General features: G+C 63.5%; 12 protein-coding genes. 4 read left to right on the forward strand and 8 right to left on the reverse strand.

The annotated features are described in order from the left end of the window. Positions 1-102 precede the first annotated feature (102 nt). From ABC728_RS23405 to ABC728_RS23420, 4 genes are all read right to left on the reverse strand, one after another. Positions 103-936, reverse strand: coding sequence for an ABC transporter permease subunit (locus tag ABC728_RS23405; RefSeq protein WP_416622092.1), 834 nt, complete (start codon positions 934-936; stop codon positions 103-105). Further along, on the reverse strand, positions 936-1,856 hold the full coding sequence (locus ABC728_RS23410) for an ABC transporter permease subunit (protein WP_416622104.1): 921 nt from the start codon (positions 1,854-1,856) through the stop codon (positions 936-938). Before ABC728_RS23410 ends, ABC728_RS23405 begins: the two co-directional genes overlap by 1 nt. Positions 1,857-1,902: 46 nt before the next feature. Next, positions 1,903-3,057: an ABC transporter ATP-binding protein gene (locus tag ABC728_RS23415; RefSeq protein ID WP_416622091.1), complete on the reverse strand. Its 1,155-nt coding sequence runs from the start codon at positions 3,055-3,057 to the stop codon at positions 1,903-1,905. A 134-nt stretch (positions 3,058-3,191) separates the two neighbouring features. Continuing rightward, positions 3,192-3,758: a hypothetical protein gene (locus tag ABC728_RS23420; RefSeq protein ID WP_416622090.1), complete on the reverse strand. Its 567-nt coding sequence runs from the start codon at positions 3,756-3,758 to the stop codon at positions 3,192-3,194. Between the two features lie 309 nt (positions 3,759-4,067). Between ABC728_RS23420 and ABC728_RS23425 the strand changes: the two genes are divergently transcribed. The 3 genes from ABC728_RS23425 to ABC728_RS23435 are packed head-to-tail and all read left to right on the forward strand — an operon-like array spanning position 4,068 to position 6,737. Next, positions 4,068-4,832 carry a glucose 1-dehydrogenase gene (locus ABC728_RS23425; RefSeq protein WP_416622089.1) on the forward strand — a complete coding sequence of 255 codons (765 nt, stop codon included), beginning with the start codon at positions 4,068-4,070 and terminating at the stop codon, positions 4,830-4,832. A gap of 29 nt (positions 4,833-4,861) precedes the next feature. Beyond that, positions 4,862-5,647, forward strand: coding sequence for an SDR family NAD(P)-dependent oxidoreductase (locus ABC728_RS23430; protein ID WP_416622088.1), 786 nt, complete (start codon positions 4,862-4,864; stop codon positions 5,645-5,647). Positions 5,648-5,666: 19 nt separating this feature from the next. Then, on the forward strand, positions 5,667-6,737 hold the full coding sequence (locus tag ABC728_RS23435) for a phosphotransferase (protein ID WP_416622087.1): 1,071 nt from the start codon (positions 5,667-5,669) through the stop codon (positions 6,735-6,737). 65 nt (positions 6,738-6,802) lie between these two features. Here the strand turns inward: ABC728_RS23435 and ABC728_RS23440 are convergent, their stop codons facing one another. The 4 genes from ABC728_RS23440 to ABC728_RS23455 form a co-directional block, all read right to left on the reverse strand. After that, positions 6,803-9,052: a TonB-dependent receptor gene (locus tag ABC728_RS23440; protein WP_416622086.1), complete on the reverse strand. Its 2,250-nt coding sequence runs from the start codon at positions 9,050-9,052 to the stop codon at positions 6,803-6,805. Between the two features lie 345 nt (positions 9,053-9,397). Continuing rightward, positions 9,398-11,278 carry a hydantoinase B/oxoprolinase family protein gene (locus ABC728_RS23445; RefSeq protein ID WP_416622085.1) on the reverse strand — a complete coding sequence of 627 codons (1,881 nt, stop codon included), beginning with the start codon at positions 11,276-11,278 and terminating at the stop codon, positions 9,398-9,400. A gap of 28 nt (positions 11,279-11,306) precedes the next feature. Then, positions 11,307-13,364, reverse strand: a complete 2,058-nt coding sequence (locus tag ABC728_RS23450) for a hydantoinase/oxoprolinase family protein (protein WP_416622084.1) — start codon at positions 13,362-13,364, stop codon at positions 11,307-11,309. A gap of 60 nt (positions 13,365-13,424) precedes the next feature. After that, complete coding sequence (locus ABC728_RS23455) at positions 13,425-14,336, reverse strand: hydroxymethylglutaryl-CoA lyase (protein WP_416622083.1); 912 nt, start codon at positions 14,334-14,336, stop codon at positions 13,425-13,427. 264 nt (positions 14,337-14,600) lie between these two features. On the opposite strand from ABC728_RS23455, the gene ABC728_RS23460 reads away from it, so the two are divergent. Beyond that, complete coding sequence (locus ABC728_RS23460) at positions 14,601-15,842, forward strand: CaiB/BaiF CoA transferase family protein (RefSeq protein ID WP_416622082.1); 1,242 nt, start codon at positions 14,601-14,603, stop codon at positions 15,840-15,842. The last annotated feature ends 3 nt before the right edge of the window (positions 15,843-15,845 follow it).

The raw sequence follows: 15,845 nt of genomic DNA on the forward strand, positions 1-15,845 counted from the left end.
CGTGGGCGGCGGAAAGGTTCCCCGCCCGAAAGCAGTACACCGGAGAAGGATGCACCGCTGTCGGCAGGGTTTACGAATTGGAAAAACAAGGGCAGGCAGTCATCAGCCGCCCTGCTGGGCCATTTGCTCGTCGCGCTTACGGGCCTTTTCCTGGCGGGCATGATAGATGCCGGCACAGATGATGCCGACCGCGACAATGCCCACGACGATGGTGGCCAGCGCGTTCACCTTGGGGCTGAGGCCGAGCCGCACGGAGGAGAAGACGATCTGCGGCAGTGTCGTGGAACCGGGCCCCGAAACGAAACTGGCAACGACAAGATCATCCAGCGACAAGGTGAAGGCCAGAAGCCAGCCGGAAACGATGGCCGGGGCGATCAGCGGCAGGGTGATGACGAAGAACACCTTGGCCGGACGGGCACCCAGGTCCATCGCCGCCTCTTCCAGGCTGGCATCCATCGAGACGAGACGAGACTGCACCACCACCGTGACGAAGGACATGGTGAAGGTGATATGGGCCAGGATGATGGTCAGCATGCCGCGTCCGGCCGGCCAGCCGAACATCTGCTCCATGCTGACGAACAGCAGCAGCAGTGACAGGCCCAGAATGACCTCCGGCATGACCAGCGGCGCCGACACCATACCCGAAAACAGCGCCCTGCCCTTGAAGCTCCCGAACCGGGCCAGCATCATGCCGGCCAGCGTGCCCAGCACCACCGCCACCGAGGCGGAGATGAAAGCCACCTGCACCGACAGCCAGGCCGCCGACAGCAACTGTCTGTCGCGCATCAACTCGCCATACCAGCGGAAGGAAAATTCGCTCCACACCGAAACCGACCGGTTGTCGTTGAACGACAGAATGACCAGCAGGATGATCGGGATATAGAGGAACAGCAGGCCGACAACGAGGCCAACGCGCAGGAACCAGGATTTCGGCATCAGCGCTGTTCCCCCTGTTTGCCCTGCACATTCTGGAAGAGCATGATCGGCACCACCAGGAACAGCAGCAGGGCGACCGCCACGGCCGAGGCCAGCGGCCAATCGCGGTTGTTGAAGAACTCCGTCCACAGCGTGCGGCCGATCATCAATGTGTCCGGCCCCCCCAGCAGCTCAGGGATGACGAACTCGCCCGTGGCCGGAATGAAGACCAGCAGCGAGCCGGCGATCATGCCCGGGATCGATAGCGGCAGCGTGATGGTCAGAAACGCCTTCCATGGCGGGCAGCCAAGGTCGGCCGCCGCCTCCAGCAACGTATTGTCCATCTTCTCCAGCGTCGCGTACAGCGGCAGGATCATGAACGGCAGATAGGAATAGGTGATGCCGATATAGGTCGCCACCGGGGTGTAGAGAATCTGGATCGGCTGGTCGATGATGCCCAGCCACATCAGGAAATTGTTCAGCACCCCGTTATTCGACAGGATGCCGATCCAGGCATAGACCCGGATCAGGAAGCTGGTCCAGAATGGCAGGATGATCAGCATCAGCAGCGGCGCACGCCATTTCGGATCGGCCCTGGCGATGGCATAGGCCACCGGATAGCCGAGCAGAAGACAGCAGACCGTGGAAATGAAGGCGATCTTCAGGCTGTTGAGATAGGCAATGACATAGAGATTATCTGTCACCATATAATGAAAATTATAGAAGGTGACAGTGATCTGATACTTGAGGTCCCCCACCGCCTCGACCAGCGGCGTGAAGGGCGGTATCGCCATCTGGCCCTCGGCCAGCGCGATCTTCAGCACGATCAGGAACGGGATCAAGAAGAACAGCAGCAGCCAGGCATAGGGCACGGCGATGACCAGCGCCCGCCCCGACAGGCCGATACGCTGCAACAGGCCCAGAAAGCCCGTGTGGCGCATTTCGCTTTGGACCGTTTCGGCCATGGATCAGCCCCCTTCCCGCCCGTCAGTTGGTCAGCACGCTGCCGGCGAAGGGTCGCCATGTCAGATGGACCCGGTCTTCCCAGGTGATGGGCATTTCTGTGCGGCGCGTGACCATCGGGGCCGTCACACGCACGCGCTTGCCCGTATCCAGCTCGATCTCGTAGATGGAGACATCGCCCAGATAGGCGATTTCCTTCACCACCCCGACGGCCCGGTTACGACCGTCGCCACCGGGGGGTTCATCCTTGGAGATGGTAACCTTCTCCGGCCGCACCGCCACCCAGCATTCCGTGCCGGGCGCCAGATGGCCGGGATGGCTGACATACAGGTCGCAATCGGCCTCGTCGGACCGGATCAGCGAATGATCGGGCTCCGACTCCAGCACGCGACCATGGAACATGTTGACAGACCCGATGAATTCCGCCGTGAACCGGCTGTTCGGATATTCATAGATTTCCGTCGGCGTGCCGATCTGGGCGATATAGCCCCTGTTCATCACGGCAATCCGTGATGACATCGTCATGGCCTCTTCCTGGTCATGGGTGACGACGACGAAGGTGATGCCCACTTTTTCCTGGATATTCACCAGTTCGAACTGTGTCTGTTCGCGGAGTTTCTTGTCGAGCGCGCCCAGCGGTTCATCCAGCAGCAGCAGCTTGGGCCGCTTCACCAGGGCGCGGGCGAGGGCCACGCGCTGGCGCTGGCCGCCGGAAAGCTGGTGCGGCTTGCGTTTGCCAAACTGGGAAAGCTGCACGAGGTTCAAGGCTTCGGCCACCCGATCGCGGACCTCTGCCGCCGGTACCCTGTCCTGATGCAGGCCGAAGGCGATGTTGCCTTCCACGCTCATGTGTGGAAACAGGGCATAGGACTGGAACATCATGTTCACGGGCCGCTCATAGGGCGGCACGTTCGACATGTCCACGCCATCAATGAATATCCTGCCCTCGGTCGGGCGTTCAAAACCGGCGAGCATGCGCAGCAGCGTCGTCTTGCCCGAGCCGGACCCGCCCAGCAGGGAAAAGAACTCCCCCCGGTAAATGGAAAGCGACACGTCATCGACGGCTGTGAAATCGCCGAACTTCTTGGTCACCTTTTCGATACGGACATAAGGCTTCTCATTCGGGTCCCGCCAAGGTTCCAGCTTGGTCTGGGTCCGCGAGGGCTGTGCCGTGGCCATGTCCTTATCTGCCCCTGTCCAGTTGCCATCATCGGTTGGGTGCGCACCGTTTCACGCACCGCACAATCCTACACGCGAGACAGGGCGCACGGATAGGGGGAGCATGGCCCGACCGGCTTTTTTCGGGCAATCCCCTACTGGGCCGGCGGAAATTCCGGCCGGGACGCAGGGTCCGTGACCTTGTAAAGCATGGTGCTGATCCGGGACCACTTGCCGTTGCTGAAGGTTTCCGCCTGGCTGGTCATCACATCACCGGATAGGGTCATGGTGGACCTGATCTTGCTGAAATGGGGGTGGTTGGTCACGTCCTCCTCCATGACAAGGCGACCATGGCGTTCCACACAGACACGGCCCTGCGTGCGCAGGCCGGACAGCGAGACATATTGGGAAACCAACGCACCGGTGTCGGCGTCGCGCAGGATCAGGGTTTCCCCGCCATGCGGCCCCGGCCCGGGCCCGCCGCTCAGCAGCATATGGGTGATACGAATGGCCCGTTTCCCCAGCGCCCATTCCCATGCGGCCACATCGATCAGGGCGCTTCCCTGCTCCTCCCCCCCCCGCCTGAGCTCCTCCCCCCGCCAGGTCTTTCCCACGAATTCGGCGACAAGGTCGAACGGGTCCTGTTCGCCGGCCACCGGACAGGGCCGGGCAATGGCCGAGCCGGGCAGGAAAGCCATGAGAGCCAGAGCAGACAGGGTCATTTTCGCAAGGCGCCGCATGTGGATATCCATCCGGGACTACAAATCTATTCAGAGATAACTATATCGTAATACATATATAACGGGAATATTGTCTATGTCTAATGTTGGGCGCCCGCTATCACAGGAACAAGGCGGGGTCCGCCGGCTCAATCTGCGATGCCTTCTCCTGATCTCCTTCCCCCTTGCCTTTCCCATTGCCCTGCCGCGTCCCTGCCCCTACACTCAAACAAGCGTTTGAGATACCCGGTCCATCGACCGGTCACTATAGAATGTCCGGCATGGCCGGCGATAAGGGTGGGAGGGAACATCATGACGGCACGGATGCAGGGCAAGGTCGTCCTGGTCACCGGTGGCGCATCGGGCATTGGCCTGGCGACGGCGCGGACACTGGTGCGTGAAGGTGCCCGCGTTACGATCACGGACCGCAATGTCGCGGGCGGGGAAGCGGCGGCGGCCGAACTGGGCGAAAGCGCGGAGTTCCTGGTCCAGGACGTGACGCGGGAGGACCGCTGGATCGAGGTGATCGACCATATCACGGCCCGTCACGGACGCCTGGACGGGCTGGTCAACAATGCCGGCTGCGGCTCCCTGCGGAATATCGAGGAAGAGACGCTGGAGGGCTGGCGCTTCGTCCATGCGGTGAACACCGAATCGGTCTTTCTCGGCTGCAAGCATGGGGTCCGGGCCATGAAGCACACGGGCGGCGGGTCCATCGTCAACGTGTCGTCCGTGGCCGGCCTGGTGGGCGCGCCGGACCTGCCCGCCTATTGCTCATCGAAGGGGGCCGTGCGGCTGCTGACCAAGTCGGTGGCCATGTGGTGTGCGCAGCAGAAATACGAGATCCGCTGCAATTCCATTCACCCGTCCTTCCTGCAGACCCCGATGGTCCAGTCGATGATCGACATCGCCCCGGACGGGGAAAAGATGCGCCGCCGGCTGGAGCGCACCTCCCCCCTGGGCCGCATGGGTCAGCCGGAGGATGCGGCCAACATGATCCTGTTCCTGCTGTCCGACGAGAGCCCCTTCCTGACGGGGGCGGAATTTGTCGTCGACGGTGGCGCCACGGCGCAGTGACACCCCACAACCTTCAAGGAATTTCCTTCATGACCACGCATCCACTGTTCGACCTGTCGGGCAAGGTGGCGCTGATCACCGGCTCCTCCCGTGGGATCGGCAAGTCGATCGCCCAGGAATATGCCCGTGCCGGGGCCAAGGTCGTCATTTCCTCGCGCAAGATGGACGCCTGCGTCGCCGTCCGGGACGAGATCAACGCGGCCGGCGGCGACGCCATCGCCGTCCCCTGCAATATCAGCCGCAAGGAAGATCTCCAGTCCCTGGTCGACACGACGATCGGTCAATGGGGCCGGATCGACATCCTGGTCGCCAATGCCGCCATCAACCCGGTCTATGGCCCCCTGAACAGCGTCTCCGACGATGCCTGGGACAAGATCATGGGCAGCAACCTGCGCAGCACCTGGTGGCTGTGCAACATGGTGTTGCCGGGCATGGCGGAGCGCAAGGACGGCAGTGTCATCGTGCTGTCCTCCATCGCGGGGCTGCGGGGCAATCCCGTCATCGGCGCCTACGGCGTTTCCAAGGCCGCGGAGACAGCGCTGGTCCGCAATCTGGCCGTGGAATATGGGCGGGCCAACATCCGGGTGAATGCCATCGCCCCCGGCATCATCGAGACAGACTTCGCCAAGGCTCTGACCGACAATCCCGACATTGCCAAGGCTGTCATGCGCCGCGCGCCGCTGGGCCGGTTCGGTCGCCCGCACGAGATCGCGGGCGTGGCGCTGATGCTGGCCGCTCCGGCCGGTGCCTTCGTCACGGGACAGGTGCTGGTTGCCGATGGCGGCGCCACCATCGCCGATCCCACCATCATCTGATCGGAAAGGGTAACCGGAGATGAGTGAGACGCAGGGGGCCGCCGTCCTGATCGACGTGCTGCCGCAACACCGGTTCGACGAGGCGGCACTGACCCGCTATCTGGCCGGGCATCTGGATGGATTCCAGTTGCCGGCCGCGGTCCAGCAGTTCCAGGGCGGCCAATCCAACCCCACCTTCCTGGTCACCGACGCGGCTGGCCGGCGCTATGTGCTGCGCAAGAAGCCGCCGGGCAAGCTGCTGCCCAGCGCGCATCTGATCGAACGGGAGTTCCGCGTCATGCGGGCGCTGGCCGGCACGGACGCGCCGGTGCCCGTCGTGCGGCTGATGTGCGATGAGCCCGAGATCATCGGCACCTCGTTCTATGTCATGGACCATATCGATGGCCGCGTGCTGTCAGACGTGGCGCTGTCGGGCTTCACGCCGGATGAACAGGCCGCCATCTACGACAGCATGAACAAGACATTGGCAGCCCTGCACAAGGTGGATTGGCAGGCGGCCGGGCTGGCTGATTTCGGCAAGCCGGAAAATTACATCGCGCGGCAGGTGGAACGCTGGTCCAAACAATATCAGGCCGCCAAGGGCGACAGCGACATTCCCGCCATGGACCGGCTGATGGCGTTTCTGCCCCGCGCCCTGCCGGCGGGGGAGGAAACGACGATCGCCCATGGCGATTTCCGTCTGGGCAACCTCATGCTGCACAAGGACGAGCCCAAGGTCGTCGCCATCCTGGATTGGGAACTGGCCACGCTGGGCCATCCCTTGTCCGACCTGGCCTATAATTGCATGGCTTGGCACCTGCCGGCCGGGATCAAGCAGTTTCCCGGATTACGGGGCGTGGATATTGCGGGCACGGGCATCCCGTCGGAAGCCGACTATGTGGCGGATTATTGCCGGCGGACGGGGCGGTCGGGCATTCCCGACTGGCCCTATTACCTGGCCTTCGCCTTTTTCCGCATCTCATCAATCTGTCAGGGCGTCTATGCCCGCGCGCTGGCCGGCAATGCCGCCGATCGCAAGGCCCTGGCCTATGGAGAGGTTGCCCGCGCCGCAGCGGAAACGGGCTGGTCCTTCGTGTCGGACCGGACCTGACGGGAACGTCAAGCCAGGGTCCGGGGCAGGCGGCCGATGCCCCCTGCCCCGGACCCGGCCCGGTATCAGAACCTGGCCTTCAATTCCAGGCCCCAGGTCCGCGGGGCCGCCTTGGTCGTGAAATTGAAGACGGTGGTATTGGGAACGACCAGTACCACACCGTCGACATTGTACCGTTTGTCGAACAGGTTGCGGGCGAACAGCGTGGCGCCCCAGCGCTCATTCTCGATGCCCAGTCGGGCATTGACGAGATTGATGGCCGGCCGTTCGGTGCCAGGCGTGTTCAGTGTGTCATAGAACATCGGGCCCGTGCGGTTATATTCGACACGCGCCAGCATGTCGTAATCGCCCGTCACCGGCGTCGTATATTGTCCGCCCAGCATCAGATCGTACTTGGCCGTGAAGGGGAAGCGGTTGCCCACCGTCTGGGGCAGTTCGGCATTCGCCTTGATCTCGCTGTCCAGGTAGCCATAGCCGAAGAACAGGTCCAGCCCCTCGGCCACGCGGGCCACGCCGTCCACCTCAAAGCCCTTGATATCGTTGCGATCCACGATGGAGATCACGCGCGACAGGGAGAAGGGGAAGAATTGGAAGAAATGCGCGTTCTCCACCTTCGTCGTGAAGGCCGCCAGATTGAGGGTCAGGCGTCCATCCAGCAGGCGGGTCTTGACCCCGGCCTCATAGGAAACAGAGGTCTCCTTGTCGAAGGCATCCTGCACCGTGGTGTTGGTCACGCCATCGACATTGATGATGTTGAAACGGCTGCCCAGCGGGTTGAAGCCGCCGGACCGGAAACCCTCGCCATAGGTGGCATAGACGGACACTTCCTCACTGGCGTTCCAGCGCAGGGAGACGCGGGGCTGAAGGTCGCTGAAATTCTCCTTGCGCACCAGCCCTTCCACATTGGGGATGGGGGAGTAGGCGGCCGGGGTCAGATTCTCGGATGACCGATTCTCCTTGTCGTAGCGCAGGGCGGTGGAGATTTCCAGGTCGGGCGTTATGTCATAAGCCAATTGTCCGAACAGGGCCCATGCCTTGTTGGCATTGTCGGTCCAGGTAACGGCAACAAGCGGGTTCTCCGGCCCGCCCAGCGGGTTGGCGACCACGACACCCTGCCCCAGATCGTCACCGCGGTTCAGCACGACCTCGCGGTTGAACTCGATATAATAGGCACCAGCGATGTAGCGCAGCCGGTTCTCACCGGGAGAGGTGAAGCGCAATTCGAAGGACGTATCGTCCTGATTGCGTTCCTGATACTGCGTCCCGTCACGCAGGGTCGGGCCATAGCCTTCATAAAGGCTGGGATCGGTGAAGAAATCGCCGGGCGCCGGCGCACCGGGGAACGGCACGCCGAACAGGGCCAGGTCCACCGCCCCCTCGCCGCCCATATTCTCCTTCAGATCATGATAGGCGGCCGTGAAGCTGAGCGTACCCGCTTCCGACGTCCAGTCGATCTTCGATGCGAAGTCGAAACGCTTCTGGTTGTTGAAGCTTTCGACATTGCCGGAATAGGGGATGGAAGTGTCCGTGATGTCCACGCCATTCTCGAACCCCGGCGTGCCCGCCGTCTGGTTGTTGAAATTGAAGGCATAGCCATCGATCTCGGCATAGCCAACCGACAGATCGACCTCGATATTCTCCGTGGCCTTGTAGACAAAACGGCCGCGCAACTGCCCCTCGCTGAACCCATCCTCCTTCTTGTTCAGCGTGACATTGTCATAATAACCTTCGCGATCCTTATAGACTGCCGTGATGCGGCCATAGAGCCGGTCTTCCACCAGCGGGCCGCCGACATAGCCGCTCAGCTTGTATTCGTTGCCGGCAAACTCATAACCGGCCCGTACCTCTCCCTCCGGCGTGTCACCGGGCTTCTTGGTGGAAACAAGGATGGCGCCACCCACGGCATTGCGGCCATAGATGGACCCCAGCGGGCCCTTGATCACCTCGATCTGCTCAATATCAACCATTTCCTGGTTGAAGGCGCTGGGGTTTGGCACCAGCACCCCGTCCAGCACATAGGCGAAGGGGGGCTCGGTATCACGCGGCTGGATGACGCCGCGGATATGCACCTGCGTTTCACCGACATTGGTTGTCTGAAGGAAACTGACATTCGGGGTCAGGGACAGAAAGTCCGCAGGGCCGGTGATGCCCGCCTTCTCAATCGTGTCCGCCGTGAAGGCCGATACCGCCACGGGGGTCTCGCGCGCCGTCTCGTTGCGCTGGCGCGCGATCACCACGATCTCTTCCAGCATGCCCGGGTTGCCTGCCGCCGCGGCGCTGCCCTGGGCCATGGCCACAGGGTTGAATACAATCATTGGCGCTGATAATGCCGAACTGCAAAGCAGGGCGGGCAAGAAACGTCCGTTCCGCATCACGTGTTCTCCGCTGTTCTAGTCATTTTGCTTGATTTTCTGGGGGATCGGAAAGGGATCGCCCCCACGCGCTTCACCTGAAATCATATAGGAGATCGCCCGGTCAGCAAGGGGCTGATTTGGTTATTGTATACTTAAACATAAGGTGTGATGTGAATGACGCGCCTGATAAGCGCAGGCCGGCCGCCCTTTGGAAAGGCGGCCGGCAACTGTCTGACCGTTCCGTCACGGCCCAGGCCAAGCGGATCGCATACAATCGACGGTGTAGGCGACGGGAGGTGGCGTGCGTCAGGTGGCCGACGCCACGCTTTCCTGCAGGGCCGGATCCCGCGGCGGCGGCAATCCCGTTTCCGTCTGGCAACGATCGCGCAGTTCCTCGATCCCTCCCCCGAAATCGAACAGGCCCACATCGCCGCGCGCCTTGGCCAGCCTTTCACGCAGACCGGCCGTCGCCGTGGTATCGACCGTGCCGTCAGCCGCCAGGACGACGCCATAACGCGCCGCACCATCCATCGTGACCAGGCCCCGCTTGACATCGGCAGCCACCAGGGACGGGTCGCGGGCCAGCGGGTCACCCCAGCCGCCGCCGCCCCAGGTATCGAAGACCAGCAGGTCGCCGGGGCGAACCTGCACATCATCGATCTTGGCGGCCAGCACGACCTGTTCACCATTGGCGCGGACCAGCATGCGGCGCGAACGCCAACCCGGCTCCCCGCCATTCACCCCCCAGGGATAGGTGAACCAGCGGTCGTCATGAATGGCAATGGCACCGGGCTCCAGGAAGCGATAGGCGATACGCACTCCGTTGCCGCCGCGATGCAGACCGGCACCGCCGCTGTCGGGAATGGTCTCGTACCGTTCGATACGCAGCGGGAAATAGGCTTCCAGGAACTCGTTGGGCACATTCGTGAAATTGGGCCACAGGGAATGGCCGTCCGGACCATCGCCGAACGGCCGGCCGGGAATGCCGCCGAAACCGATCTGGAAAAGCTGGTAATATTTCCCGGACCCGCGATAGGTGCCCGACAGCATCAGGTGCGGGGAGGAGGAGAAGCCGGCGGCGTTCAGGAATTCCGGCGTCCTCTGGCCCAGCAGCGCACCCAGCACGTCGAACACGCGGCCGATGCCATGCGTGCGGCAGGACAGCGCCGCCGGATATCTCGGCTTCAGCAGCGACCCTTCCGGGATGCGCGTTTCGACCAGGTCATAGAAGCCGTCATTGAACAAAATCTGGGGATCGAAGACCATGATCATGTAGATGCCGAAGAACATCTTCAGCATGTTTTCATTCAGGTAGAAATTGATCGAGCTTTCCGACTGGGGAGAGGTGCCCTCCCAGTCAAGGATAACCTTGTCCCCTTCCCGCCACATGGTGGCTTTCAGCTTGTAGGGACCATAGCCGCGGCCATCGTCGCAGATGTAATCCTCGAAGCTGACCTTGTCGGTGCTGATCGAGCTTTCGATCAGCCGGGCCATGGCGCGGCGGTTGCGGGCCAGCAACTCATCGGTGGCGGACACAAACATGTCGGTGCCGAACCGGTGGCAAAGCTCGCCCACACGCCGGGCCGCGATGCGGCAGGACGCGATGATGGCATTCAGGTCCGACCGGCACCAGTCGCGGGTGCGGGTATTGTTCAGCACCAGTTCCAGCAGATCCTCGTTCAACACGCCCTTGCGGAACAGCTTTACGGGCGGGATGCGGATGCCTTCCTGGAAGATGGAGGTGGCGTCGGTGGGCAGCGAGCCCGGCACCTTGCCGCCGACATCGGTCTGATGGCCGAAATGGCAGGTCCAGGCCACAAGCCGTCCGTCCTTGAACACGGGCAGGATCACCAGCCAGTCGTTCAGGTGGCTGATGGCGCCTTCCACCGAATAGGGGTCGGACAGCCAGATGACGTCCCCTTCCTCGATGGCGCCCTTATAGTTCTTCAGGAACCCGCCGAGGAAGGAGCCGAACTGCCCCACCACCATCTTGCCTTCATGGTTGGCGATCAGGGGGAAGGCGTCGCCCTGCTCACGGATGCCCGGCGACATGGCCGTCCGGAACAGGGTGGCGTCCATTTCGGTGCGCGCGTTACGCAGCGCGTTTTCGATGATGTCCAGCGTGATCGGGTCGACAGCGACCTTCTGGAACGGGGTCGGGTTGGTCTCGATGATCTTGGCAACCATGGGTCTGTCCCTTTTTCCAGAACGGGCGTCAGTGGGCAGCGGCGGGGCGGATCAGGATCAGCCCGTAATCGTCGACCTCGGCCACATGGTCGGGCAGCAACACCGTCGTGCTGTCCATCTCGGCGATGATGGCAGGGCCCGTCACACGGTCGCCGGCCCTCAGCCGCGCCCGGTCATAGATGACGGCCGGGTGTTCCCGCCCGTCGGCCCACATCATATGGTCGCGCACACGCGCGGCCGCGGGGTCGCCATCGCCGCGCGGCAGCTTCTCCAGCCGGATGGCCGACGCCTTGCCCAGGGCCGTGACGCGCACAGTCACCAGTTCGCGGTCGGATTCCAGACAGAAGGTGAAAAGCCGTTCATGCTCCTTGTCGAACGCCGCAGCCAGGCTTTCCAGCCCGCCGGTCTCGAACCCATCCAGCGACAGGGGCAGCGATACCTCGAACGCCTGGCCGGAATAACGCACACCCGCCTCGAACCCGATCTCCTGGTCCGTCTCCGGCACACCCTCGGCCAGCAGTTCCCTGACAACGGCCGCCTTCAGTTCGCGCAGCACGGCCGCCACGGCATCGTTGCCGATTTCGGCAAATGGCTTGCCGATGGACCGGGCGCGTTCCGACCGCAGCCTTGTCGTGGCGTCGCCGAAGGCACACAGTACGCCAGGGCTGGGCGGCACGATGACGGGCCAGCTTCCCAGCAGACGACCCAGTGCATTGGCGTGCAGCGGTCCGGCCCCACCGAAGGCCACCAGCGCGAAATCACGCGGATCGTAACCCTGCTGGACGGAAATAAGGCGCAGGGCGCCCATCATCGTTTCATTGGCGATGGAATAGATGCCGTGAGCCGCCTCCGCCAGGCCGATCCCCAGCGTGTCGGCAATGGCCTGGACCGAGGCCGCCGCCGCCGGCCGGTCCAGATGCATGGCCCCGCCCAGCAGCTCCTCCGGCAGATAACCCAGCACGACATTGGCATCGGTCACCGTGGGCTTGTCGCCGCCACGCGAATAGCAGACTGGACCCGGCACGGCGCCGGCCGATGCCGGGCCGACGCGCAGGGCCCCCGTCAGGTCCGGCACGAACGCGATGGACCCGCCGCCGGCCCCCACGGTCCGGATGTCGAGCGAGGTGGCACGCACCTTAAGGTCGCCGCATTCGGTCTCCCGCGCCAGGCGTGGCTCGCCATTCTCGATCAGGGCCACGTCGGTGGAGGTGCCACCGACATCGACGGTCAGCAGGTTCCTGTATCCCGACTTGCCGCAGACCCACAGCGCACCGGCCACACCGCCGGCCGGACCGCTCATCAGCAGGTTGACGGGATGGTCCTGCGCCTTCTCGAAGCTCATCAGCCCGGCGTCGGAGCGCAGCAGGTTCATCTGCCCGTTCATGCCGGCCCTGTTCAACTCCGCCTTCAGGTTGCGCACGTAATTGGCGACGCGGGGACGGACATAGGAATTGGCGACCGTTGTCAACGCACGCTCATACTCCTGCATTTCCGGCAGCACCTCCGACGACAGGGAGATGGGCAGCGCGGGGAAGACCTCGCGCGCGATCTCGCCCGCGCGGCGCTCATGCACATCATTGCGATAGGCGTTGATGAAGGCGATGGTCAGCGCCTCGATCCCCTCCCCCTTCAACCGCTCCAGAGCGACACGCAGCGCCCCCTCATCCAGCGGGGTGACGATGGAACCATCCGCCCCGATGCGCTCCGGCACCTCCACCGTGCATTCCAGGGGGGCGATCAGGGGGGGCTTGTTCCAGACGATCCAGCCGGCCAGACCACCGGGCACGAAACTGCGCGCGATATGCAGCACCTGACGATATCCGTCCGTCGTCACCAGGCCCACACGGGCGCCGGTGCCGGTCAGCACGGTGTTGGTGGCCACCGTTGTGCCATGCATGAAAAGCTGAACATCGGCTGGATCGATGCCGGCCTTGGCACAGATCTTCAAGGTGCCGTTGACGACGGCGACGGACGGATCATGCGGCGTGGACGGGACCTTGTCGCGGAAGGTCTCTCCCGTGCCGTCTTCGATCAGCAGAAGGTCCGTGAAGGTCCCTCCCACATCCACGCCAAGCCTGTAAGCCATAAAAAATCTCCTGTTCCCGATGATTTTCTGCTTTGTCCCGGCGCGGTTATATCCGGCCGTTTATGAGGCCCGGGCCGCCGGCGGAAAGATGCCGGCGCGGCCCAGCATGGCCGGATTAGGACGTCCGATGACGCCTTCCAGCCATTTCGCCGCCTCTATCGCGGCCGGCAGTTGCACGCCGGTCGCCACCTTCATCCGGTCCAGCATGTAGACCAGATCCTCTGTCGGAATGTTGCCCGTCGCCGCGGGCGCGAAGGGACAGCCGCCGATCCCCCCCAGCGAACTGTCCAGCACCGTCACGCCGGCCTGAACGGCCGCATAGGCGTTGGCGATGCCGGTGTTGCGGGTATTGTGGAAATGGGCGCGCAGGCGGATGCCCGGCAGGGCGGCGGCCACCGCGCCAAACCGCTCAAACACGTCAGCGGGGCTGGCCACGCCGATCGTGTCGGCCAGCGCGATCTCATCCGTGCCATGTTCGGCCGCGCGCCGGGCGATCTCCACGACCCGCGCGACAGGCACCTCCCCCTCGAACGGGCAACCGAAGGACGCACCGATGGTGACACTGGTCGGCACCCCGGCGGCACGAGCGGCCGCCGCCACCTCCGCCCAATCCTTCAATGTTTCCAATGTAGGGGAACCGTTGTTGCGCTGGGAGAAGGTGTCGGAGGCGACCAGCACATAGTTCACCTCTCCCACCCCGGCCGCCAGGGCACGGTCGAAACCGCGGCCGTTCAGCGCCAGCCCGATATAGGAGACGCCATTGTCCCGCGGCAGCGCGGCCAGCACCGCCTCGGCGTCGGCCATCTGCACGACCCGACGGGGATTGACGAAGCTCGTCACTTCGATCCGGCGAAGCCCGGCGGCGATGGCCCGCCGGATCAGTTCCACCTTGTCCTCGGTGGAGACCAGAACGGCTTCGTTCTGCAGCCCGTCACGCGGGCTGACCTCCACGATCTCGATCGACGCGACCATCGGCATCATCCTGTAAGCGCGCTTGTCGGCGCGGGGTGGACCGCGCGGGATTGAACGCGAATCCCGTTTCTTCTGTATACAAACATGGTTTGCGAAGGCCGGGCAAGCGCTATTTGCACGGTCAAAATACTGAACCTTACCGCCCAAGGCGCGCTTGCAAAGACCAAGGATAGTATGCATTCTTTCCTTCAATGGCGCATTCTCGCCCTGTTTGGAAGCGCCACACCCAAAAGAACAATGTATACATAATGCAGGAGTGTCACAGTGACCGACCAAGCCATGGAAACCAATGCCACGGGACAGGTCGCCCAGCGCCAGGGCCCCCTGACGGATCTGCGCGTGATCGAGATGGGCCAATTGCTGGCCGGCCCCTTCTGCGGCCAGTTACTGGCCGATTTCGGGGCGGAGGTGATCAAGCTTGAGCAGCCGGGTGCTGGCGATCCCATGCGCGAATGGGGGCGGGAGAAGCCGCATGGCAAGTCACTCTGGTGGCCCGTGGTGGCGCGTAACAAGAAGTCGGTGACCCTGAACCTGCGGGACAAGGTGGCCCAGCAGATGGTCCGCGACCTGGTGGCCCAGTCCGACATCCTGGTGGAGAATTTCCGCCCCGGGACCATGGAGCGCTGGGGCCTGGGCTATGACGTGCTGTCGAAGATCAATCCCAGGCTGGTGATGGTGCGCGTCACGGGCTTCGGCCAGTCCGGCCCCTATTCCGCGCAGGCTGGTTACGGCTCTATCGGCGAGGCGATGGGCGGGCTGCGTTATGTCGTGGGTGACCCGTCGACGGCGCCGTCGCGCATGGGCATTTCCATCGGCGACAGTCTGGCCGCCACCTATGCCGCGCTGGGCGCGCTGATGGCCATCCATGCGCGCGAGCGCACGGGGCGTGGCCAGGTGGTGGACAGCGCCATCTATGAGGCCGTGCTGGCCATGATGGAAAGCCTGGTCACCGAATATGACCAGACCGGCTATGTGCGCGAGCGCACGGGTCCGATCCTGCCCAACGTGGCGCCCAGCAATGTCTATCCCACGCGCGACGACCAGATGATCCTGATCGCCGCCAACCAGGACACGGTGTTCAAGCGCCTGGCCGAGGCGATGGAGCGGCCGGAACTGGCCACCGACCCGCGCTATGCCACCCATTCGGCACGCGGGGCCGTACAGCAGGAACTGGACGACCTGATCAGCGACTGGAGCCGCACCATCGATGCCGGCCCGCTGCTGGAACGCATGGAAAAGCATGGGGTGCCGGCGGGCCGCATCTATCGCGCGCCGGAAATGATGGTCGATCCGCATTTCCAGGCCCGGCAGAACATCATCAAGGTGGCCCATCCCGTCTTCGGGAAGCTGGCCATGCAGAACGTGGCACCGCGCCTGTCCGATACACCGGGCGGCGTGGTGCATGCCGGCCCCGAACTGGGCCAGCACACGCAGGAGATATTGGGCGGCATCCTGGGCCTGGACGCCGCCCGGCTGGCTGAATTGAAGGAAGCGGGGATCATCTGAACC

The sequence above is a fragment of the Niveispirillum fermenti genome (assembly GCF_052474395.1).